This window comes from Novosphingobium kaempferiae, assembly GCF_021227995.1.
Taxonomy (GTDB): Bacteria; Pseudomonadota; Alphaproteobacteria; order Sphingomonadales; family Sphingomonadaceae; genus Novosphingobium; species Novosphingobium kaempferiae.
Map to the genome: position 1 here is coordinate 1,711,474 of NZ_CP089301.1, position 22,065 is coordinate 1,733,538.

Consider the following 22,065-nt stretch of genomic DNA (forward strand, 5'->3'; position numbering starts at 1 on the left):
GCGCACAGTCATGACCTCGCCCTCCACCACCCGGATCTGGGATCCGACCGTCCGCCTGTTCCACTGGCTGCTGGTCGCCCTCCTCGCGTTCTCGTGGTGGAGCGGCGAGCAGCATGACATGGAGCGCCACCGCCTCTCCGGCTACGCGATCCTCGCTCTGATCGTGTTCCGCGTGTTCTGGGGCTTCTTCGGCCCCCGAACCGCGCGGTTCTCCAGCTTCGTGCGCGGGCCGAGCGCGGTGATCGGTTACATGAAGTGCCTTGGCAAGCGCGACAGCCACCGTGCGGACGGGCACAACCCGCTGGGCGGGTGGAGCGTCGTCGCCATGCTGGCAGCGGTCGCCCTGATGGTCGGCGCGGGGCTGTTCGCCAGCGACGTCGACGGCATCGAGTCCGGCCCGCTGGCCACTTACGTCTCGTTCGAGCAGAGCGAGAGCGCGGCGGACCTCCACTCCACCGTGTTCAACGTGATCCTCGCGCTGGTGGCGCTGCACGTTGTCGCCGTGGTGTTCTACCTGCTGTGGAAGCGGCAGAACCTCATCCGTCCGATGATTACCGGCAAGCGCCCGGCAGCGGATGGCGAAACGGCGGGCGACCTGCGCTGGTCGCCGGTGCTCGCGCTGGTGGGCATCGCCATCGCGGTCGCGCTCGCCTGGGCGGTATCGACCGGATTCCAGTTCGGGAATGCGCCCGCTTACTGATCGCGTCTGCCGGGCACCAGCAGGTTCAGCAACACGGCAGTAACCGCCGCAGGGAGGACGCCCGAACCAAGCAGGATGCGCGCCGTCTCCGGCAGGTGCTGCAGGGCGGTCGGCTCAAGCTGCAGCCCCAGCGCCAGCGAAAGCGAGACGCCGAAGATCAGCATGTTGCGCTGCGTCCATTCGACGCCCGCCAGCATCGAGGTCGCTGCGGATGCGACCATGCCGAACATCACGATGACGCCGCCGCCCAGCACTTCGATGGGGATCGTGGTGATGACCGCGCCGACCTTGGGCAACAGTCCGCACAGGACGAGGAACAGCGCGCCGATCGTCACGACATGGCGGCTCATGACGCCGGTTATGGCGATGAGGCCCACGTTCTGGCTGAACGTAGTGTTGGGCATGGCCCCGAACACCGCGGCCAGCGCCGTGCCCACGCCGTCCGCCGCAACGGCGCCCTGAAGCTCCTTGTCGGTGGCGGGACGACCGGCATTGCCCTCGCAGATCGCATCGACATCGCCGATGGTTTCGATGCAGGAGACGAAACCCGTCAGGCAGAAGCCGAGGATCGCCGAGGCCGAAATCGCGAAGCCGAAGTGGAACGGCATCGGCACCATGACCAGCCCGGCGCTCGACACGGGCGCAAAGTCGATCCGGCCCATCAGAAGGGCCACGACGTAGCCCGCGATTAGGCCGATCAGCACCGCAGCCGTCGACCAGACGCCCCGCCCAAAGAAGTTTAGGCCCAGCGTCACCACCACGACCACGCCCGCCAGCAGCCAACTCTGCCATGCCCCGAACGCAGGCGTGCCGACAGCGGGAACGCCGCCCGCCGCATACTGGATGCCGATACGCATGAGCGACAGCCCGATCATCAGCACCACGAGCCCGGTGATCAGCGGCGGCAGCGCGAAGCGGATGCGGCCAACAAACATGCTCAGGAACGCGTGGAGCAGTCCGCCGAACAGCGCCGCCGTCGTCAGCGTCGCCATGGCCTCCACGCCCTTGCCCGCGACGATCGGGATCATCACCGGGATGTAGGCGAAGCTGGTGCCCTGCACGAGCGGTAGCCGCGCGCCGACCGGGCCGAAGCCGATCGTCTGCATCAGCGTGGCGATCCCTGCGAACAGCATCGCCATCTGGATCATGTAGACCATCTCGGTCGTGTCGCGCGATCCGAACCCGAAGCCCGCCGCGCCCGCGATGATGATCGCAGGGGTCATGTTGCTGACGAACATGGCAAGGACGTGCTGGACGCCGAGCGGAATGGCCGTGGCCCAGCCCGGGAACCAGTTCGGGTCGCGTGCCTCCGTCCTGCTAATCCCGGCGGGGGGAGTGACCCGCTCGGCCGCGATTTCGGGGGCGATCAGGGCGGTCATTTTCCGAGGTACTCCTGTCAGGCGAAAGTCATGAGCCGGTCGAGCGAGCGGCGGGCATTGCGCAGCACATCCTCGCGCCGGACCTGCGTGAGTTCACCGCTGCGGACGACGGCGCGGCCATCGACGAAGACATCGCGCGCGCCGGTCGGCGGGGCGAGAACCAGTCCGGCCACCTTGTCCCACGCGCCGGTGGAGGCGATGTCGGACATGTCCCATACGGCAAGGTCCGCGCGCTTGCCCGGCTCCAGCGCGCCGACATCGCTGCGGCCCAGAACCTGAGCCCCGCCGCGTGTCGCCAGATGCAGCGCCTCGCGCGGGTCGAAGCGGTCGGCGCCGAGTTGGACGCGCTGGAGCAGCATCGCCTGCCGCGCTTCGTTCAGCAGGTGGCCGGAATCGTTGGAGGCCGAACCGTCGACGCCGAGGCCCAGCGGCACACCCGCATCGACCATCGCCCGCACCGGCGCGATGCCGGAGCCGAGGCGGCAGTTCGAGCATGGGCAATGCGCCACGCCCGTGCCGGTCCGGGCGAACAGGTCGATCTCCTGCGCGTCAAGCTGGACGCAATGCGCATGCCAGACGTCCGGGCCGGTCCAGCCCAGATCCTCGGCGTACTGGCCGGGGCGGCAGCCGAAGCGTTCGAGGGAAAAGGCGACGTCGTCGGCATCCTCGGCCAGATGCGTGTGCAGCATCACGCGCTTGTCGCGGGCCAGCAGCGCCGCCTCCCGCATGAGGTCGGTGCTGACCGAGAACGGGGAACATGGCGCAACGGCCACGCGCAGCATCGCGCCTTCGGAAGCGTCGTGGAAACTGTCGATCACGCGGATCGTGTCGGCGAGGATGGCGTCCTCATCCTCGACCACGCTGTCGGGCGGCAGGCCGCCCTTGCTTTCTCCCACGCTCATGGACCCGCGCGTCGCGTGGAAGCGCAGGCCGACGCCTTGCGCTGCGTGGATGGAATCGTCGAGTCGCACGCCGTCCGGGAAGAGGTAGTGGTGGTCCGAACTCATCGTGCAGCCGGACAGCGCCAGTTCGGACAGCCCCAGTTGCGTCGCCGCGAAGACATCCTCCGACGTGTAGCGTGCCCAGATCGGATAGAGCCGCTTGAGCCACCCGAACAACGACGTGTTGATGGCGCCGGGCAGCGCGCGGGTCAGCGTCTGGTAGAGGTGGTGGTGCGTGTTGACGAGGCCGGGGGTGACGACGCAGCCACGCGCGTCGATCACCTCGTCCGCTTCGTCCGCCAGCGGGGCCAGTTCAGCGCTGGTCCCCACCGCGACGATCACCCCGTCCCGCCATGCCAGCGCGCCATCGGCGATTTCGCGCCGGGCATCGTCCATGCAGACCAGCACGTCGGCATGGCGGAGCAGGGTCACGCCCATCAGGGCGTCGCGTCCTTGTAGCGATCCCAATTGCCGAGCAGTTCGTCGACCACTTTCGAGCCCACGGTGTAGAGGTTCTCCACCGCCGCTTCGAGGCCCGCGTAACCTTCGTTCTCGCGCAGGAGGTAGGTTGCGGCGTCGACGTCCGGCGGGGGCATCGTGAAGTTGGACCCGGCACGCACCACTAGCACGCGATCACGGTCGGCGCGGCCGACCTTGTCGAGATAGGTCATCGCCTGCATGACGCCGGTGTCTTCCATCGCGGAGGTCACGAACTCGCCCTTGCCGCCGCTCCAGTAGCGGACCCAGTCGTTCGCCCAGTCGGTCAGCTTCTCGCCGTGCCAGAAGGTCATGGCGGACAGCGTGTCGCCCTCCAGCACGAAGGGGGCTTCGAGGGCATGAGGATAGTCGGTGAACTTGGCGCGCTCTGCGGCGATGGCGGGGCTGTCCGGAAGTTCGATGTTCTTCGTGAGGTCGTATGCCCACTTTTCGAGGCTGGGATTGACCTCGAACATCTCGCCGCCCGACGGGTCGGCCTTGCCCTTCATATCGTTGGGGCCCTTGGTATGTCGGGCGAAGTAGCCGGTCTTCCAGTCGGCCGGGATTTCGCGCGCATCGATCTCGTGGCCAAGATCGCCGTCGACGACATAGCGTGCCCAGGCGACCGAGCCGATCGAGGCGTCCTCGGGATCGATGCCCGCAATGCCCGCGACGAGCCAGTAGGATTGCGACAAGTCAAAGCGCTGATCGAGGCCAAGCGCCATGATCGCCGCTGTCGAGCGCGACGTGCCGATCCCGGTCACGACGCCGAGCACCTGCGTTTCGGGGTTGTAGTAAAGGTCGTGGAAGCTCTGCGGGAAGGCAATGCGCTGGGTCAGACCGCGACGCGTCTTCCAGAGCTGGAATTCACCCGCGACATCGCCCTCGTCCTTGCCGATCTCGAACAGCGAGACGACGACGACCTTGACCGGCAGCGGATGATCGCATGGCGCGCCGGGCTCGCAGTCGGCAACTGCGGAAGCGGCAGGGGCGTCAGCCGCGAAGGCTGGCGAGGCCATGGACAGCATGGCGCCCGCCATGAAAGTCGCGAGCGTCTGGAAGCGCATGGGAAACCTTTCGAATTCGAACAAAACGGGGAGCCTCGGCTTGCGCCCAGACTCCCCGGCATTTCAGATCAGAACTTGTACGACACGGTCGCCTGGAAGCTGCGCGGCAGTTCAGGCAGCACGATCGTCGAGCCGAACAACTCGGTGAAGTTCGCGCGGAAGTACTTCTTGTCGGTCAGATTCTTGACGACGCCGCGGAACAGCCAGGGGCCGGTCTCGTAGGTCACGCCCGCGTCGAACTTGACGTAGGCGGGCAGCTTCACCGCCTTCGACTGGCCCGAATAGACCGAATCCACCGCCACCATGCTGCCCGAGAACGCCAGTCCGTTGTCGAAGGCGTAAGTGCCGGTCAGCGAGTAGAGGTTGGTCGGGATACCCGCGCGGCGGGCGTCGCTCTTCGAGTTGATCGGAACCAGACCGATGGGCTGGCCGCCGAGATACAGTGCCGGGTTCGAAACGTTGACCAGATCCTCGATACCGAAGAAGCTGAACAACGTGCCGTCCTGCAGGGCGGTCAGGTTGTAGACCTTAGTGCGGGTGTAGGCGCCGGTGACGAGCAGGTGGTCATCGACCGCCCAGCGCATTTCGGCTTCGAGGCCCTTGGTCTGCACCGCCTGGTTGACGGTGATCGACTGCGAGGAATAGTCGGTACGCTCCTGCTTGTAGACCGAGACGGCCGCATAGAGGCGATCGTCAAGCCAGCTGCCCTTCACACCACCTTCGTAGAGCTTCGAGGCCGAAATCCAGGTGCCTGCCTGGAGGTTGGCCGGGTCGAGCTCGGCACCCTGCCCGACGATGACCACCGACTGGCGTGCGATGGTGGCGTAGGGGATGATGCCGAAGGGCAGCTTATAGTTGGCGCTTGCCGACCACGACCACGCACCCTTGGTATCCTTGGCGCCCGAGAAGCCGGGATCGACCTCCATCTTGGCCCGGTTGTAGTTGGATACACCCTTGATGCGATCGTAGCGCGCGCCCAGCGTGACATCGAGGCCGAAGCTGAAGTCGAGATCGACGAGGCCCGCGAACGCGAGGTCCGTGTAGTGGCCGCTCACGTAGCTGGTGTAGTCGCAATCGCACTCGGTCGAAAGCAGACGGTCGCTGGCCGGGGTATAACCCTGGGTCAGATCGACGCGATGGAAGTATTCGTAGTTGAAATCCTCGCCGTGCTTGAAGTGCGTGTAGCGGATGGACGGGGAGAGCTGGAACGAGAATTTGCCCGCCGTGTTCTCGAAGGTCTTCGAGATGACGATCTTGTCTTCGAACACATACGAGTCGTGGAATTGCGAGAAGCCGTAGGAGTTCTCGTTCATGTTCTCGTAGCTGTCGTAGAACGCCTGGTTCTTGATCTCGATATCGCCGGGACCGGTCCAGATGAGGTCGGCGTAGAGCGTGGTGCCGTTGTTGTCGAGACGGTCGTTCTTGCCGGTCAGCGTCTTCTTGCGGCTCAGCTTCGTGGTGCCGACGTTCTGCAGGTTGAGCAGGTTGTTCGGGCTGCTGGTGAAGCAGGCATCGGTGATGGAGGCAGCGAAGGGCGATCCGCCGCAGGCGAAGCCGCCGAAGATCGACAGGCCGCCAGGCACTGCCGCGTTGATCTCCTGCTGCGACATCTGGCCGTCGCCGTTGGTGTCGAGCGAGATCGCCGAACCGGTGATGTAGGTGCCGTTATCGACGAGATCCTGCGTCAGGCGGTTCCAGCCACCGTTCTGCTGACCGCGATAGCGCTGGTACATGCCGCCGAATTCAAGGCGCAGGTTCGGGGTGAGGTCGGTGTCGAACGCGGCCTGAAGGATCGTCTGGTTAGTCGACATGTTGTCGTAATAGGAGCCGGAATCCTCGACCTCGGCGTAGAGGCTGTAGCCGAATTCCTGCGTGCCGATCTTGCCGGGGCCGCGGAATTCCGCCTGCAGGTCTGCCTTGTTCCAGCTACCGCCGGTGAACGAGACCTTGCCCTCGGGGCTGGCGAGATAGGAACCGCCCTGCACGCGCGCCGACTTGGGCACGAAGTTCATATAGCCGCCGGTCTTGGACGGGCCGTAGATCGGCGAGGCCGGGCCGCGCACGATGTCGATGCGTTCCGAAGCGGCGATCGGGGTCGGGTAGTTGCCGGGGTTGTCGAGACGACGCACGCCGCGGAAGTAGACTTCGCCCGGAGTACCGCGGATGTCGAGCGCGCCGCCGACACCGAAGAACGAATTGGTGAACGTGCCCGGTGCCTGCGCGACGAGGTCGTAGATGTCGGTGATGCCGAAGCGTTCCATCTGCTCGGCGCTGATCGTCGAGGCCGAGCGCGGCGTCTCGACGATGGTCTTGTCGAAGCCGAAGACGGAGCCCACGCCCTCGATCGGGAGCGCGCCGAGCGAGCCGGTGACGACGATTTCGTTGCCGTTCTCGTCGGTCGCCTGCGGATCCTGCGCGAAGGCAGGTGTGGTCATGGCGGTGCAGCACAGAAGCGCGGTGGCGACCAGAGCCGACTTGCGCGTATTGAAGCGGATCGTATCCATCATGTTCATGCCCCCTGAATCCGGCGGAGCGGGCATAAGGATGCCCCGCCGGCTGTTGCTGTTGTTGTTCCTCCTCTCCACGTTTCCACCGTGAGTTGTGCTGCGGTGCCGGCATTGCATCGACGCTGGCATCCGCACTCGTAAGCGAGCTTTAGTCTCCCTTCGCTCCCTGCCTGAAGCGGTCGAGCGATTGCTCGAACCGGTCGAAATTGGTTTCCAGGCGCGCTTGCAGCCGCGCCTTCTCGCTTCCCGCGAGGAAAGCCTTGCAGGCCGCCGTCGCCATTCCGGTCGCGCACGGTTCGGCGACCGTGCCGAAGCGGTGCGCGCGCCAGAGGCTGACGCCCGGTGCGAAGGAATATTCGAGGCTGTTGCGTGCCAGTTCCTTGAGGTCTGCGTAATGCAGGCCCTGCTGCTGGACTGCGCGTACATGCTCGTTCGTCATGTCGGAACGCAGCACGCCCTCGTCGTCGGTCGAGAGCATCACGGGGACGCCCATCGAGCGGTAGAGGTGCAACGGATGAACGCCGCCCTCGACGCCGAGGATGACGGCGTTGCTGGTCAGGTTGATCTCAACCCCGATGCCTTCACGTGCCATGCGGGCGAGCGTTTCGGGTGCTGCCTTTTCGTAGGAAATGTCGACGCCATGGCCGATCCGCTTCGCGCCCGAGGCGACGGCCTTGGCAATGTGGTCTTCCAGATCCTTGGGGGGGACGAGCCCGAGAGCCAGTTCGCCCGCGTGCATGGTGACGTTGACCTTGGGGTACTTCGCTTCGAGGAAGCGATACATCGCCATGTGCAGGTCGTAGTCGCGCAGCGCGACGGGATCGTCCTCGGGCATGACGATGTTGACGCCGACGAAGCGCGGATCCCTGTCGGCCAGTGCGAAACCCGCCAGCAGCGAACGCCATACGACCTGCGGCGGCAACCCGCGCATACCGGAAAAAAGGTAGCGGACGGCGACAGAGCAACCCGGGTCGGCGTCTTTGGTGTCACAGGCGAGGCGTTTGCGGGCCGTCTCCTCCTCGCGCGTGACTTCGGCCGACGTGGCGCCCAGCAGGGCCTGCACTTCGGGCAGGTCGCGCTTGTAGGCGGCGGCAAGACCCGAAACGTCGAGTGGTGCATCCGGCGCCGCGATCATGAAGCGCGATAGCGTGTCCGGATTGTGCATCAGTTCGAGGTAGACGAGGTTGTTGCGCCCGGCGCTGGCATAGGCATCCGCTAGCCAGCGTGCATCCTCTCCATCGGCGGCGGGGCCGAACTTGCGGAAGCTGGAGAAGAACTGGTTGTGCCCGGACACGAGCGCCGGGCCGATGCCCTTCTGGAAGCCACGCGTCGAAATCGCGTCGATCAGCTTTGCGTAAGTGAAGGGATCCTTGACCGCCATCGCGCCGATCTGGAGGTCAGCCGGGCACGGCCCCGCCACGATGCGGGTGATGCCCTCGTCCGCGCACATCCCCTTGGCGGCAGCGACCTTGAGGAAATCCTCGGCATAGACCGAGCCGCCGAGGTGATTGTGCAGGTCTCCGCCCTTGGGCATCGCTTGGAGGAAAACGCGAAGGCGCGCGGCATTGCCCGCCATCTCGTCGAGCATCGTCGAGGCCGCAGCTTCGCTTGCCGCATCGGCATGCGCGACGGGCACGGCGAGAGGCAACGCCAGCGTGGACAGCAGGGAGGCGATCAGGCGCTTCACGGTGCCGGAGCCTCCGGAATCGCGGTCGCGTACTTGTCCCAATGCTCCAGCAGTTCATGCACGACCGGGACGCCGACGCGGTAATTCGCCTCGAACGCGGCCTTCTGGCCCGCGCCCTCGTTGGCGACGCTCTCCACCGCCGAGACACCCGGCGGCGGCATCGAGGGATTGCTGCCGGTGCGCAGGACGAGCACGCGGTTCGGATCGACCAGCCCCTGCTTGGCCGCGATCTGCATCGCGCCGGCCATCGACTGGCTTTCCATGTTGGTCATCGCGAAGCGGCCCTTGCCGCCTGTCCACAGCTTCACCCAGTCGCGTGCCCATTGCGTGCGACCCGGCCCGTGCCAGTAGCGCACCGAGCCGAGAGTCTCGCCCATCAGCACGAAGGGCGGCTTCTGGGCGTTCGGATAGCCCTTCCAGCGCGCACGGTCGGCTTTCAACTCCGGCGAGTCCGGGATCGGCACGTCCTTCGTCATCGCATAGGCCCAGGACGCGAGGCCCTGGTTGAGCTTCACCGACATCGCCAGCTTGCCGGTATCGGTGAAACCCGCGAAGTCCTCGGTCGCCTTGGGCAACATGTTCGGCTTGTCCGCGCCGATCGCGAAGAGGCCGTAGGGCCAGTCCTTCGGAACCTCGCGGTCGTCGAACTCGCGCAGGGTATCGCCCTGCACCACCCAACGCGACCATGCCGCGCTGCCGACCGAGGCAAGCTGCGGATCGACGCCGGAAATGCCGGTGAACAGCCAGTAGGTCTTGGTGAAGTCGAAGCGGGGATCGAGCAGCAGCGCCATCAACTGCTCGGCAACGCCGCCCAGCATCGTGTCGGGGCTGCCCCAGACCATGCCGTAGAGCCCCTGCGCATTGCGGCGCAGCGGATGGAGCGCACCCTTGAGCGGGATCACTTCGTCCAGGTGCTCACGCTCGGCCCAGAGCTGGAACTCGCCCGGAGCGTCGCCGGTATCGGCGCCCGGCTCGAAATTGGCGATGACGATGACCTTGACCGGGATCGGCGTGACTTTCGGCACTTCCGGCACCGGCGGCTCAGCCGCGAGCGCTCCCATCGGCGCAGGCAACACAGCCGTGCAGGCCAGCGCCAGCGCGCGCAATCGAGCCCTCCGAGGGCGGTCGGAACGAATCACAGTCATTATACCCCGAACCCCACAATCGGGAGCGCGCTGCGCCGGGTCTTGGTGGCTCGACCCCGCACGCAGCGCGCTCCCGTCCCGAAAGTGCGGTTCAGCGGCCGGTGATTTTTCGGGGAGGATCGAAAAATCGCGCCGGGTCGGATCGCACCTTCCGGTATTGCAAACGGTGGTAAGGCACTTGACTTGGCGCTAGCAAACGCAATGAATCCCACAGTCTGTTGCAAAAATTAGAGCAGGTTCACGAAAGCCCCTCATGCCCGCGTTTTCCCGCTTCCTTCGCTACTTCATGGTGGTCGGCCGCCACGGTTCGATCCGCAAGGCGGCCGATGAACTGAACGTCTCGGCCTCCGCGATCGCGCGGCAGATCCTCAACGTCGAGGCGGACATCGGTACGCCGCTGTTCGAGCGTTTGCCCACCGGGCTCAGGCTGACGGCGGCGGGCGAGATCATGATGGCGGCGGGCAACCGCTGGCAGAAGAACATGCAGGACATCCGCGCGCAGATCGAGGATTTGCGCGGACTGAAACGCGGCCACGTGGACTTCGCGATCATCGACGCGCTCGCCAAAGGCTACATTCCGGCGACCATCCGTTCGATCCAGGAGCGCTATCCCGGCATCACCGTCGGCGTGAAAGTTCAGGCGAACGACGAGGTGCGCAAGGCCGTCGCCAACGGCGAGGTCGATTTCGGCATCCTGTTCGAGCCGCACAGCTACCGCGACCTAACGGTGCGATCCTTCGTGGAGGTGGTGCTCGGTTTCATCACCCCGCCCGGACATCCCATCGGCCAGCAGCGCGAGGCGCGCTTCTCGTCCGCCATCGGCGAGCCGCTGATCGTTCCTGCGGACAGTCTGGCGATCAGCCAGCAGATCGCCGTGCTGGAAGGTACGACGGGCATGGAGATGGTCCGCAAGGTGACTTCGGACAATATCCAGCTCGTTTCCTCACTGGTGCAGGCTGGCGCAGGTGTCGGCATCCTGTCCTCGCTTGACGTCATCACCGAAGTGAAGACCGGCAAGGTCGCCTTCACGCGTATTTCCGACGCGTTGCTGAGGCCGATGACGCTGGCGCTCTGCACCAATTCGGCGCGCAATCCCTCCTATGCGGCCAGTCTGGTGCTGTCGGAGATCGAGAACGGCTTCGCCAGCCTCAGCTATGCGGAGTCGATGCTGGCGTCGGAAGATAAAGGCGCCTGAGCCCTACACACGATTGCCCTTGAGCCGGTCTGGCGATAATCGCGAATTTTTCCCGACATCGTCGCACAGGATTCGCGCCGCCATGAGCCAGACTGCAGAGCCCCAGCTGCATTACCTCGAATACTACGAAGAATTCCTCGCCAAGGTCCGCGTCCTCTCGCGCAATATCCGTGAGGGCGAGTGGCAGCCGGAGTTCATCATCGGCGTCGGTCGTGGCGGTCTGGTTCCGGCGGTCTACATCTCGCACCAGCTCGAACTGCCGATGCTCTCCATCGACCATTCGGCCAAGGTTCCCGGGTTTGCCGACGAACTGCTGGGCAAGGTCGCTGGCATGAGCGCGGAAGGCCGTCGCCTGCTCTTCGTAGACGACATCAACGACAGCGGCGGCACCATCGAATACATCCGCAAGCTGCTCGGCGACAACGGCTGCGACAATGAGAACCTGCGCTTCGCGGTGCTCATCAACAACACCCGCTCCAAGGCCGTCGCCGAACTGTGGGTCGATGCCATCGACCGCGACGAGGACAAGCGCTGGTTCGTCTTCCCGTGGGAATCGGTCGGTACCAAGGAAGCCATCGTCGAGGAGGCCCGCTCGGTCCCCGAGCGACTGGGCTGATCCAAACCTGATCCGTTCGTCATTGCGAGCGAAGCGATGCAATCCGGGGTCATGGCCCGTGCTCCGGATCGCCGCGGCCCTGCGGGCCTCGCAATGACGGCTGCCTTTCACGAAGCGGAGCCGAAGGAAAATCGCCATGCGGATCTGCGTCTATCTCGGCTCGTCGGCAGGGGTTAACCCGCTCTATCGCGAGGCCGCGAACGAGTTCGGCACGTTGCTCGCGAAGCGCGGCATCGGCCTCGTCTACGGTGGCGGCATGGTCGGCCTGATGGGCGTCGTCGCCGACGCGGTCTGCGCGGCGGGCGGCGAAGTCATCGGCGTCATTCCCGAGGCGCTGCGCGCACGCGAGCACGACCACCAGGGCATCACCGAGCTTCATGTCGTCAAGACCATGCACCAGCGCAAGGCGATGATGGCGAACCTGTCGGACGGGTTCGTCACCCTGCCCGGCGGCATCGGCACCTTCGAGGAGATGTTCGAGGCGTGGTGCTGGTCGCAGCTCGGCTATCACAACAAGCCGGTCGGCCTGCTGGACGTGAACGGCTTCTACTCGGGCCTGCGCCAGTTCATCGACAACGTGGTGGAAGAAGGCTTCCTCCAGCCCCGTCACCGCTCGATGCTGATCGTCGAGAAGGATCCGGATACGATGATCGACCGGATCGTCAACTTCGTCCCGCCCGAGAACGAGCACTGGCTTGGCGCGCAGGACGTCTGATCTGAGACCGCGTGAGCCACTGGCTCACGCGGTTCTCCGTTTCAGGGTTTCACCGCGCAGGGGCCGGTAACGCGAACCGGATTGCAGCGGGCCATCTCGCCCTGAGGCAACGTGACCATGAAGCCGAGGCCGAGCGGGTCCGGTGCGCCGGGGTAGTAGTCGGTGCTGACGGCCTGAGCGCCGCTTTCCACCGCCGCACGCGCCTTCGCGAAGTCATGCGCGCGCGCTTCCACGGTATTGGCGTCGGTGCGGGTACGCACGATCACGCCGGACTTAACCAGTTCGCGGATCTTCGCGCCATCGACCAGCGGATCCTGCACGATCTGAACGGCGCTTTCCGCCTCACCATCGGGATACCACCCGAACATCGCGCGGCCCCGCAGCGAGGGATGCCCGGTGCGATAGACTTCCGATACCGCCGGGCGCACATCGAACAGGACGTAGATGCGCCCGCGCGCTGCATCGAGCGTGGGCCAGCCCTTGCCCTTCACAGCCCCGGCGAGCGTCGCATCCTTGCCGCGCACTTCGTCCGGAGTGAGAAGGCGCTTGCCCGGAATGGCCTTGCGGATCTCGCCGTCGAGCGCGTCGAGCAGCGCTGCGTCGTCCAGCGGCAGCGGGTCGGAGACGCCGTGCGACTGGGGCGTGTCCGCTGCATTGAGGGTAATCATGATCGGCAGGTGGCCGGGATGGGCCTTTGACCATGCGGTCACCTCGCCGAGGCACCGCACCAGCGTCGCGCAGGTCGAGCGGTAGTCGATGTCGGGAATGTGGAGCACCTTGAAGCCCGGCTTGAGCATCGCCGGACGGTCGAACCCGCTCGCCTTGTCCGTCGCCTTGACGAGTTTCGCGCCCTTCGGATCGGCATAGCGCCCGCCCTTGGGATCGGCGAAGATGTCGATCTCCAGCTGCCGCACGCCCGCGTCCAACTGGGCGGCGAGCGGTACATGGTAGTAGTCCAGCCCGTCCGCCAGTCGCGCGTCACGTTTGCGGATCTGCGCCATCACCTCGGCAGGGATGCGCGCCTTGAAGCTGTTGTGCGAACCGACGACCTGGATGTCGTTCATGCGCAGCGCCGCACCCGGATGCGCGGGCGGCGGGGAAGCCGAAGCTCCCCCGCTCACCCCGAGACCCAGCGCGACTGCGAGGAGCCCTGCCCTGCGCATCAGAACTCTGCCCGCGCGCCGAAGAGGATCGTCGTGCCGTAGTCGTTGATGTCGCCGAAGCGCAGCGGGTTGTCGTTGTAGGTGTACTGGCGCGCGCCTGCGATGTTGATAGCTTCGAGGCTGAGCGTCACGTTGTCGGTCACGCGATAGCCCAGCGAGCCGTCGAGCGAGCCGAACGAAGCGGTGTAGGTCGGTGCCTGCGCGGTGCTGCCGACGCCCGACAGGTAACGGTCGCGCCAGACGTAGGACAGGCGGGCCAGGATCGGACCCTTCTCGTAGAAGCCGACGAGGTTGAAGCTGTTCTTCGACAGGCCGATCATCTCGTCCTTGATGGTGCGCGAACCCGCCGTGTAGTCAGCCTTTACCGAGGTACGGGTATACGACGCCTGCACGCCGAGGCCGTCGAAGGGCTGCGGCAGGAAGGTGAAGACCTGATGGTAGGCCGCCTCGAAGCCGTAGACCTTGGCGTTGCCGCCGTTGACCTGTGTGCTCAGCTGCACGGTGCCACGTCCCGGAATGTCGATCGCGACGTTCTGCTGGGTGATGTAGTCGTCCATCGCCTTGTAGAACACGGCGCCGGTGAGCGAGCCCGAGCGGTTGAAGTACCACTCCAGCGAGGCGTCGAACTGCGTGGCGAGGAACGGCACGAGGTCCGGGTTGCCGCCGCTCGCGGTGGGCGAGTCCGTCGAGACGGTGATGCGCGGGGCACTGTCGGTCACGTTCGGACGGGTCAGGACGCGGCTTGCGCCCAGGCGGCCGACCAGCGTGTCGGTCAGTTCGGCGCGCAGGTTGAAGGTCGGCAGGACGTTGTTGAACGTCTTGGGATAGCTCACCGGCGTGATGAGGTTGCCACTGCGCAGGTTGCCGCTGGCAACCTGATCGGTGTGGACGTAGCGCACGCCGATGTTGCCGGTGACGGGCACCGCGCCGAGCGTGAAGTCATAGTCGGCGCGGGCGTAGGCGCTGATGATCTTCTCGGTCGTATGGAACGAGGCGGCAAGGTCGCCCGGCGTCAGCGCCGAGTTCTCGACGGTGGGCGTGAAGAATGCGTCGAGGTAGGCGCTCGTCACCGGCACCAGGAAGCTGCGCGGGATATTGCCGCCGAGACCGCTCAGGTAGTCGTCGAACGGCAGCTGCTCGTAGGCGCCCGCGCCGAGACTCGACAGCGCCGTGCCGGCCACCGGGTTCACGTTGAAATCGCGACGGAAATAGTCGCGCTTGCGCCACTGGTACTCACCGCCGACGGCGATCTTCGAGATGAAGCCCTCGAAATCGTGCGCCACGTCGCCGCGCGCGTAGAGGTTCCAGTCCTTGCTGTTCTTGGGCGCGATGTTGAACTGGTAGAGCTGGTAGTTGGCCGGGTTGGTCGGATCGACGGTGGTGTTGAAGGTCGGCACGTTCTTGTAGCCGCCGGTCGCATCGTAGGTGAGCGGGGCGAAGAACATCGCGCGGCTGCGCACCGTGCCGACGTCGTAGCTGGGGTGGTAGCTGTGCGCGAACGACCAGTTCACGTTGCCCGAGACGTGCCAGGCGTCATGGTCCCAGGTCTGGCGCAGGCCGACGTTGATGAGGTCGTGGCGGTTCAGGCTGTACTCGCGCGAGGCCATGAAGCGCACGTCGTTGATGGTCGCCTTGACCACGGTGTCGCCGTCGAGGACGACGCTGGCCGGAACGATGGTCGGGCGATGGCCGGCGACGCTCGTGTCGTCGGGGTAGATGTCGAGGCCGAACTCGTCGTAGGCGACCTCGAGGCGGGTTGCCAGGACGTTGAGCGTCGTCGTCATCTCGGGGTTCGGGCGCCACTGCATCGACAGCATCCCCGAAACGCGCTCGCGCTGCTCGGTCTCAACGGTCGGACGGGTGCGGGTCGGCAGGTAGTAGCCGGTGCCCAGCGCGGACGCGAAGCGGTCCTTGTACCAACCGAAGTTCATGAACTTGTCGTTGCGCACGTCCTTGGCCCAGTACTGGCCGCCGACGAGCACGCCGAAGGTGTCGTCCTTGTTCACCCAGCTCGTGATGAGGGTGGCGTTCGGCTTCACCTTGTCGGTCTTGGTGGTGTAGGTGCCGCGCAGGTTGAGCGTGGTCTTGGTGCCGACGTCGAAGGGCTCGAAGGTCTTGACGTTGATGTTGCCGCCCAGCGCGCCCTCGGTCATGTCCGAGGTCGGGGTCTTCACCACGTCGATGCCCGAGGTGAACTCGGCCGGGAGCATCTCGAAGCGGAACTGGCGACCGGCGGCGCCGCCGTTTTCGATCAGTTCGTTGATGGCGACCGGGCTGCCGTTGAGCAGGGTGTTCTGGAACTGCGGGCCGAGGCCGCGGACGCTCACGTAGAGGCCCTCGCCGCGCGGGCGGGTGATGGCGACGCCGGTGACGAGCTGCAGCGCTTCCGCGACGTTCTGGGTGGGGAACTTGCCGATGTCGGTCGAATTGATCGAGTCGACGCCGTAGGCCGCCTTGCGCTTCGCCTCGGTCGCGGTGCGCAGGCTCTGCGCGTAAGTGCCGGTGACGACGATCTCGCCCGAGGCCGGCTCGGCGTCGGGCGTCGGCGCGGTCTGAGCCAGCGCCGGGGCGCTGAGGGCCGCGAGCAGGAGGATCGACGCCGACGACGCCAGCGTGCGCTTTGTAATGGTCATTGAGAGCTTCCCCGAAGTGAGACGTTCAGTCTTGCGGGGGCCCCTAGGAAGCGGGCGTGACGCTTCCGGGTCTCAATGATGACGTTTTGGTGAAATAAGAAATATTTTGAAATAAATAAATATGTTGCAGTCGGCTGCAACAAAGCCGCGCCGGGGAGGCAAAAAGGGTGTACTGAACTGAACCTAGAGGCACCCAGGCGTACCTGGAGGCCGCTGAGCGGCCCCGAGGCGGCGGATGGCTGCCTTCAGCGACTACCGGCGGTGGGCGAGGCAGCATCCTGTCCATCACGACGGCGATGCGTCACCATCCTGACGTGGAGCCTGCGCACGACGTCGCTGCCCGAGGTGGTGAAGACGATCGGCAGCAGTCCATGGATGATGCACTTGACCCCGCCCGCGATCATGGCGGTGCCGAAGCCGAAGGCCGAGTGGAAGTGCTCGGTATAGGTCTCGCCGACCGATTCCGGATGATCCTGGAAGATCTTGCGAAGCATGGGGGATTGTCCTTCAGTTGAGAGTGCTCGCCAGCATGGCCAGGGCCATTGCCGCGACGAGCGTGGAGAAGAGGAAACGGAGCAGGTCGCGGCCACCCGTCAGCCGGCCCGCGATCATGCCGCCGCCGATGCCGCCGATCAGGCCGCCTGCGATGAGCGCCACCGCGACCGGCCAGTCGACGAGGCCGGACATGGCATAGTTGGCGGCGGTGGCCGCGCCGAAGGCGGTCACCGCGATGAGCGAGGTGGCGACCGCCTCCGCCGTCGACATGCCGGTGGCGCTGACGAGGCCGGGCACGATCAGGAAGCCGCCGCCGATGCCGAAGAACCCGGCGAGCGACCCGCTGCCCGCGCCGAAGCCCGCAAGGCGACGCCAGCCCGTCGGCTCCGGGTCGGTCGCCGCTTCCGCAGCGCGGCGCAGCACCATCGAGGCGGCGATCACCAGCATCAGCACCGAGAGCCCGCGCAGCAGCCACTGCGCATCGCACAGCTTGCCGAGGCTCGACCCGAGGCTGGCCCCGGCAAGGCCGCAGAGCGCGAAGAGCGCCCCGCTGCGCCAGCGCACGCGCCCAGCGCGGGCATGTCCGGCAAGCGCCATCGCGGCGTTGACGGCGACGCCGATCGCGCCGGTGCCGATGGCGAGGTGCGGATTGCCGAGGCCGATCACGTAGACCAGCATCGGCGTCGCCAGCACCGACCCGCCCCCGCCGATCAGCGCGAGCACGAGGCCGATCAGCCCGCCGCAGCAGATCGCGGTCATCAGCGGATGGGCATGAAGCAGGAGCAGCATGGGCGGGGGACCGGGCGCGCGACGTCACCCGCGCGAAAGCCGTGCCCTCGCCCGTGGTGATCGTCTGGTTGTGGGGAAAAGTGCGGCCGACCGGCTGATGGGGTCGGTGCCGTGTCGGCCGCGAGGGTGGGTCTGGTTAGAAGTCGAAGGAAAGACGGCCGTAGTAGTAGCCGCCGTAGGCGCCGAACGGCGAGTTGCTGCCGTAGGGCGAGCTGCCGATGGTGTTCACCACGGTGTTCTTGTCCGGGTAGGTGTTGAACAGGTTGTAGGCGCCGACCGCGAGCTTCATCTTCTCGGTGACCTGGTATCCGGCCTCGAGGTCGGTGATCCACTTGGCGCCATAGCTCTGGTCGCTGGAGGCGCTGTTGGCGAGCGCCTTCCAACTGCCGTAGCGGGTTTCCTTGGCGTTGATCGAGAACGGGCCCTTGGACCAGTTGAGGCCGAGGATCACCTTGTCGCGCGGGGTGAAGACCGTGAAGTAGCCCTGCGTCTGGCGGTCGAACAGCGTCAGGCCGAGGTTCGCCAGTTCATCGGGGTTCTCCGCGATGCGGGCGATCTTGGTCTTGTTGTAGTTGTAGGCCGCGCTGGCCCGCACCTGCCCGAAATCGCCCAGCGAGAAGCTGTAGTTCGCCACCGCGTCGATGCCGCGCGTGCGGGTGTCGATGGCGTTGGCGAAGAAGCGCACGTACTGGTCGCCGGAGAACCCGTTGTTGCGCAGGATCTGGCGCACGCCCGCGCTGGAGAGCAGCCCGGTCAGGGTGATGCGGTCGTCGATGTTGATCTGGTAGGCATCGACCGTCAGCGTGAAGCCCGCGAGCGGGGTCATCGTCACGCCGAAGCTGTAGTTGCGCGACTTTTCGGGCTTCAGATCCTGCGCGCCGAGCGCCTGCGCGATGGGCGAGCCGGTCTGGAGGATCTTGGATTCGATCAGCTGGTACGAACCGTTGACCAGCGACACCTGCGTCGCCGTCTGCGCATAGGCCTGCTGCGAGAGCGAGGGCGCGCGGAAGCCGTTCGAGAACGCGCCGCGGAAGTTCAGCCAGTCGGTCGCGCGCCACAGCGCCGAGACCTTGCCGCTCCACACGCTGCCCGAGCTGTCGTCATAAGTCTCGAAGCGGCCCGCGCCGGTCACCAGCAGGCGGTCGGTCAGGTCGAGCGCGAGGTCGATGTAGGCCGCGCCGATGGTGCGCTTGGCGTCGGCCTCGTCCGCCGGGGTGATGACGGTCGCGCCCTGCGCGCCGATCGCGCCCGGCTGTCCCGCCAGCGGCGAGCCGACCGGATAGGTGTAGCCGCCGTTGGCCCACGACGCCGTGTCGAGCGACTTGGTGACGTAGCTTTCATAGCGGAATTCCGCGCCTGCCGAGACCTGCAGGTTGCGGCCGCCCAGGATTTCGAAGCCCTTGGTGACGTCGAAGTTGGTGGTCCACTGGTCGAACGCGGCGCTGAAGGTGTCGAAGCTGGTCGGGCTGGTGGTGCCGAGCGAGGCGTTGAGCGTATTGTCCGCGCCCGAACGCACGTAGTCGCGCCCGTAGGTGGTGCTGAGGTCGAGGTTCCAGCCGTCCACCGTCTGCTTCATGCCGGCGGTCGCCTGCCAGTCGGTTTCCTTCATCGTGTAGTACGGCGTGAAGCCGTCCGGATAGATCTCGACGATGTCGCTGGTGGTCGCCGGATAGCGTCCCGCCTGCCCGACGCGCGCCTCGCGGTAGCCGAAAGTTGCGTTGCTGTAGATCGTCAGGTCGCCCGCCTCGATCTGGCTGTTCTGGGCGAGGTTGATCGACTTGAGGTCCGGCAGGCCGCCCTGGTAGCGACGGCGGTCGGCGGTGGCTTCGCGCGGGTCGTCGGCACCGTTGACGCGCGAGTAGACGCGGCCGGTGTAGTCCGAGTTGCGCACCGTCGGCTTCTGCAGCTTGCCTTCGGCCGACACCACGATGGAGCCGGTTTCGCCGAGGTGGAAGCCCTTGGACAACTGGGCCGAGACGGTCTCGCCGTCGCTGCCGTTGACGCTGTCCTTGAAGCGCTGGCCCGCCTCGATCGAGCCGCTGCCCGCATCGGGGTTGCTCTTGAGGATGACGTTGATGACGCCGGCGATGGCGTCCGAACCGTACTGCGCCGCCGCGCCGTCGCGCAGAACCTCGATGCGGGCGATGGCGCTCGCCGGGATCTGGTCGAGGTCGACCGGGTTGCCGCCCATCGAGGTCGAGCCCGAGTTGAGGTCGATCAGCGAGGAGTTGTGGCGGCGCTTGCCGTTGACGAGCACGAGGACGTGGACGCCCGAAAGTCCGCGCAGGCCCGCCGGTCGCGTGACCGAGTTCCACGACGAGGAACCGACTTGCTGCGACTGGAACGACGGGACGAGCTGGGACAGCACGTCGCGAAGCTGCATCGAGCCGCCGAGCTGGGCGATCTGCTCGCCGCTGATGACGTCGATCGGCGTCGGGCTGGTCGCGACGGTGCGCGCTTGCCCGCGCGAACCGGTGACGACGATGTCGGAACCGCCCTGTGCGGCGGCATCCTCCGCGCTCTGCGCGAATGCCGTGCCGCAGGTCGCGGCGCCGAGCGCGAGGATGGACGAGGTAACCAGTATTCTACGCATTCAAACCCCCATGGTGGGCGGCGTCTGTGCGACCGCCGGATTGATGACGCTGTCTCCCTGGGCATCGCGGCCCGAAGGGGCGACGGCGCCGATGTTTCCGGCGGGTTGTCCCGTCCCGGTTTGCGTGTCCTCGCCGACCGCTGCCGCGAATGCGGAAAGCGCGCCGTCGAGTTCACGAATGAGGTCCGCGGTGTCCTCCAGCCCCACGTGGAGCCGGATCACCGGGTTCGAGGTGTCCGCGGCGAAGTGCCGCTGGCGGATCTGGCCGTTGCACGGGATGGCGAGGCTTTCGAAGCCGCCCCACGAGAAGCCGAGGCCGAACAGACGCAGCGCGTCGAGGAAGGCCTGCTCGGCGCTCTCCGGCCCGTCGAGGATCACGGTGACGAGGCCGTTGCCCGCGCTGTAGTCCCGCGCGAAGAGATCGTGTCCCGGCGTGCCGGGCAGCGCGGGACACAGCACCTCGCGCACGGCGGGCTGCCCGCGCAGCCAAGTCGCCACTTCCAGCGCCGCCGCGCCGTGCCGGGCGAGCCGCGCGTGGAGCGTGCGCAGGCCGCGCAGGGCAAGGTAGGCGTCGTCGGACGAGACCGCCCAGCCCACGCTGCGCGCGCCGCGCTTCAGCAACGCGCCGACTTCGCCGCTGGCGACGGCGCTGCCCATGAACACGTCGGAGTGGCCGCAGACGTACTTGGTCAGCGCCTGCACCGAGATGTCGACCCCGTGCGCCAGCGGCTTGAACAGCACGCCCGCCGCATAGGTGTTGTCGACCAGCGTCAGCACGCCCCGCTCCCGCGCGATGGCGGCGACGGCGGGGATGTCCAGCATGTCGAGCGTCAGCGATCCGGGCGCTTCCAGCACGATCAACCGCGTCGCCGGGCCGATCATCGCCGCCAGATCGCCCGGCGCGATGTCGGCGGGAAAGTAGCGCGTGGCGACGCCGTAGTCGGCCATGGTCGTCTCGGCGAAGCGCCGGGTCGGGCCGTAGATGGTATCGCAGACGAGGATCTCGTCGCCCGTGCGGCAGACCGCGAGGATCGCGCCCGACAGCGCGGCGAGGCCGGAGGGGTAGAGTTCGGCCACCTCGCCGCCCTCGAGATCGCAGAGCGACTGGCGCAGCGCGGCCTGCGTGGCGAGGCCGCCACGACCGTAAGTGGGCGCCTTGCGGCCGAAGCACTCGTAGTCGTCGAGAAGAACCGTCGTCCCGCGCTGAAGTACCGGCGCAGCCGTGCGCAGGACCAGAGTGTCATCCGTCGCCGGATGGATCATCCGGGTGGATTCTGCATTGGCGGCGTCTTCGGTATTCACTCGGCAATTCCCGTTATATTCTGCGGCGACCATGGATCGTTCGGTGTCGGTGGCGTTCTAATCGTTGTAGGGGGTGACGATCTCACCCTCATTTTCGCGCATTTCGCGAAACTTCGGGATGGACATCATGCTTGTTACTCATGATGCCGCATGTTCATCCCGAACTCCTGCACGGGGAGGTGGAGAGCGGCAGCTCGGTGGTGTTCTTCATCTCCTCCATGGCGAAGGCAGAGGAGACGTCGGTGAGCTTCACCATGCCGATGAGCTTCTTGTAGACCGCGTCGTAGGCGGCGATGTTGGCGACGCGGATCTTCAGCAGGTAGTCGACGTCGCCAGTCATGCGGTACAGCTCGACGATCTCGGGCAGCGCCTCCACCGCGCGGGCGAAGCTGCGCAGCCATTCGTCGTTGTGCTCGCTGGTGCGGATCGAGACGTAGGCGGTCAGTTCGAGGCCGAGCTTCTCCGCATCGAGCAGCGCCACCCGGCCCTTGATGACCCCCGCCGCCTCGAGCCGCTTGAGCCGCCGCCAGCAGCTGTTGTGCGACATGTGGACGACCTCCGACAGCGCCGCGACCGACAGCGTGCCGTCCTTCTGGAGCGCGGAGAGGATGCGGATGTCGGCATCGTCGAGCGAGAGGCGACCGGGGATCGAAGCGGCCAT

The 22,065-nt window shown here is 66.2% G+C and carries 17 protein-coding genes; 4 read left to right on the forward strand and 13 right to left on the reverse strand.

Going from position 1 to position 22,065, the window contains the following annotated elements; all coding sequences use genetic code 11:
* Positions 1-10 precede the first annotated feature (10 nt).
* Positions 11-700: a cytochrome b/b6 domain-containing protein gene (locus LO787_RS07990; RefSeq protein WP_232495312.1), complete on the forward strand. Its 690-nt coding sequence runs from the start codon at positions 11-13 to the stop codon at positions 698-700.
* Here the strand turns inward: LO787_RS07990 and LO787_RS07995 are convergent.
* From LO787_RS07995 to LO787_RS08020, 6 genes are all read right to left on the reverse strand, one after another.
* Positions 694-2,079: a nucleobase:cation symporter-2 family protein gene (locus LO787_RS07995; RefSeq protein ID WP_232495313.1), complete on the reverse strand. Its 1,386-nt coding sequence runs from the start codon at positions 2,077-2,079 to the stop codon at positions 694-696. The two genes, LO787_RS07990 and LO787_RS07995, sit on opposite strands and share 7 nt — an antisense overlap.
* Before the next feature lie 17 nt (positions 2,080-2,096).
* Positions 2,097-3,452, reverse strand: coding sequence for an 8-oxoguanine deaminase (locus LO787_RS08000; protein ID WP_420847795.1), 1,356 nt, complete (start codon positions 3,450-3,452; stop codon positions 2,097-2,099).
* A gap of 5 nt (positions 3,453-3,457) precedes the next feature.
* Positions 3,458-4,564, reverse strand: a complete 1,107-nt coding sequence (locus LO787_RS08005) for a purine nucleoside permease (protein WP_232495315.1) — start codon at positions 4,562-4,564, stop codon at positions 3,458-3,460.
* A 68-nt stretch (positions 4,565-4,632) separates the two neighbouring features.
* The gene (locus LO787_RS08010; RefSeq protein WP_232495316.1) at positions 4,633-7,071 is read right to left on the reverse strand and encodes a TonB-dependent siderophore receptor; all 2,439 of its coding nucleotides are present in this window, start codon (positions 7,069-7,071) and stop codon (positions 4,633-4,635) included.
* 148 nt (positions 7,072-7,219) lie between these two features.
* Complete coding sequence (locus LO787_RS08015; protein ID WP_232495317.1) at positions 7,220-8,758, reverse strand: adenosine deaminase family protein; 1,539 nt, start codon at positions 8,756-8,758, stop codon at positions 7,220-7,222.
* On the reverse strand, positions 8,755-9,819 hold the full coding sequence (locus tag LO787_RS08020) for a purine-nucleoside phosphorylase (RefSeq protein WP_232495318.1): 1,065 nt from the start codon (positions 9,817-9,819) through the stop codon (positions 8,755-8,757). The genes LO787_RS08015 and LO787_RS08020 overlap by 4 nt, the downstream gene beginning before the upstream one ends.
* 337 nt (positions 9,820-10,156) lie before the next feature.
* On the opposite strand from LO787_RS08020, the gene LO787_RS08025 reads away from it, so the two are divergent.
* The 3 genes from LO787_RS08025 to LO787_RS08035 all read left to right on the forward strand — a co-directional run bounded on the left by LO787_RS08025 (position 10,157) and on the right by LO787_RS08035 (position 12,429).
* The gene (locus tag LO787_RS08025; protein ID WP_232495319.1) at positions 10,157-11,098 is read left to right on the forward strand and encodes a LysR family transcriptional regulator; all 942 of its coding nucleotides are present in this window, start codon (positions 10,157-10,159) and stop codon (positions 11,096-11,098) included.
* Positions 11,099-11,180: 82 nt separating this feature from the next.
* Positions 11,181-11,714, forward strand: coding sequence for a phosphoribosyltransferase (locus LO787_RS08030; protein ID WP_232495320.1), 534 nt, complete (start codon positions 11,181-11,183; stop codon positions 11,712-11,714).
* Between the two features lie 136 nt (positions 11,715-11,850).
* Complete coding sequence (locus tag LO787_RS08035; RefSeq protein ID WP_232495321.1) at positions 11,851-12,429, forward strand: LOG family protein; 579 nt, start codon at positions 11,851-11,853, stop codon at positions 12,427-12,429.
* A 41-nt stretch (positions 12,430-12,470) separates the two neighbouring features.
* On the opposite strand, the gene LO787_RS08040 is transcribed toward LO787_RS08035, so the two are convergent.
* The 7 genes from LO787_RS08040 to LO787_RS08070 all read right to left on the reverse strand — a co-directional run bounded on the left by LO787_RS08040 (position 12,471) and on the right by LO787_RS08070 (position 22,065).
* Positions 12,471-13,592: a Ca2+-dependent phosphoinositide-specific phospholipase C gene (locus LO787_RS08040; RefSeq protein WP_232495322.1), complete on the reverse strand. Its 1,122-nt coding sequence runs from the start codon at positions 13,590-13,592 to the stop codon at positions 12,471-12,473.
* Complete coding sequence (locus tag LO787_RS08045) at positions 13,592-16,225, reverse strand: TonB-dependent receptor (RefSeq protein ID WP_232495323.1); 2,634 nt, start codon at positions 16,223-16,225, stop codon at positions 13,592-13,594. The genes LO787_RS08040 and LO787_RS08045 overlap by 1 nt, the downstream gene beginning before the upstream one ends.
* 245 nt (positions 16,226-16,470) lie before the next feature.
* Positions 16,471-16,719, reverse strand: a complete 249-nt coding sequence (locus LO787_RS08050) for a DUF6356 family protein (protein ID WP_232495324.1) — start codon at positions 16,717-16,719, stop codon at positions 16,471-16,473.
* 13 nt (positions 16,720-16,732) lie between these two features.
* A complete protein-coding gene (locus LO787_RS08055; protein WP_232495325.1) occupies positions 16,733-17,509 on the reverse strand; it encodes a sulfite exporter TauE/SafE family protein in 777 nt (258 codons plus the stop codon).
* 136 nt (positions 17,510-17,645) lie between these two features.
* Positions 17,646-20,102, reverse strand: coding sequence for a TonB-dependent receptor plug domain-containing protein (locus tag LO787_RS08060; protein WP_232495326.1), 2,457 nt, complete (start codon positions 20,100-20,102; stop codon positions 17,646-17,648).
* On the reverse strand, positions 20,103-21,404 hold the full coding sequence (gene metC / locus LO787_RS08065) for a cystathionine beta-lyase (protein ID WP_232495327.1): 1,302 nt from the start codon (positions 21,402-21,404) through the stop codon (positions 20,103-20,105).
* A gap of 154 nt (positions 21,405-21,558) precedes the next feature.
* Positions 21,559-22,065, reverse strand: a complete 507-nt coding sequence (locus LO787_RS08070; protein WP_232495328.1) for an Lrp/AsnC family transcriptional regulator — start codon at positions 22,063-22,065, stop codon at positions 21,559-21,561.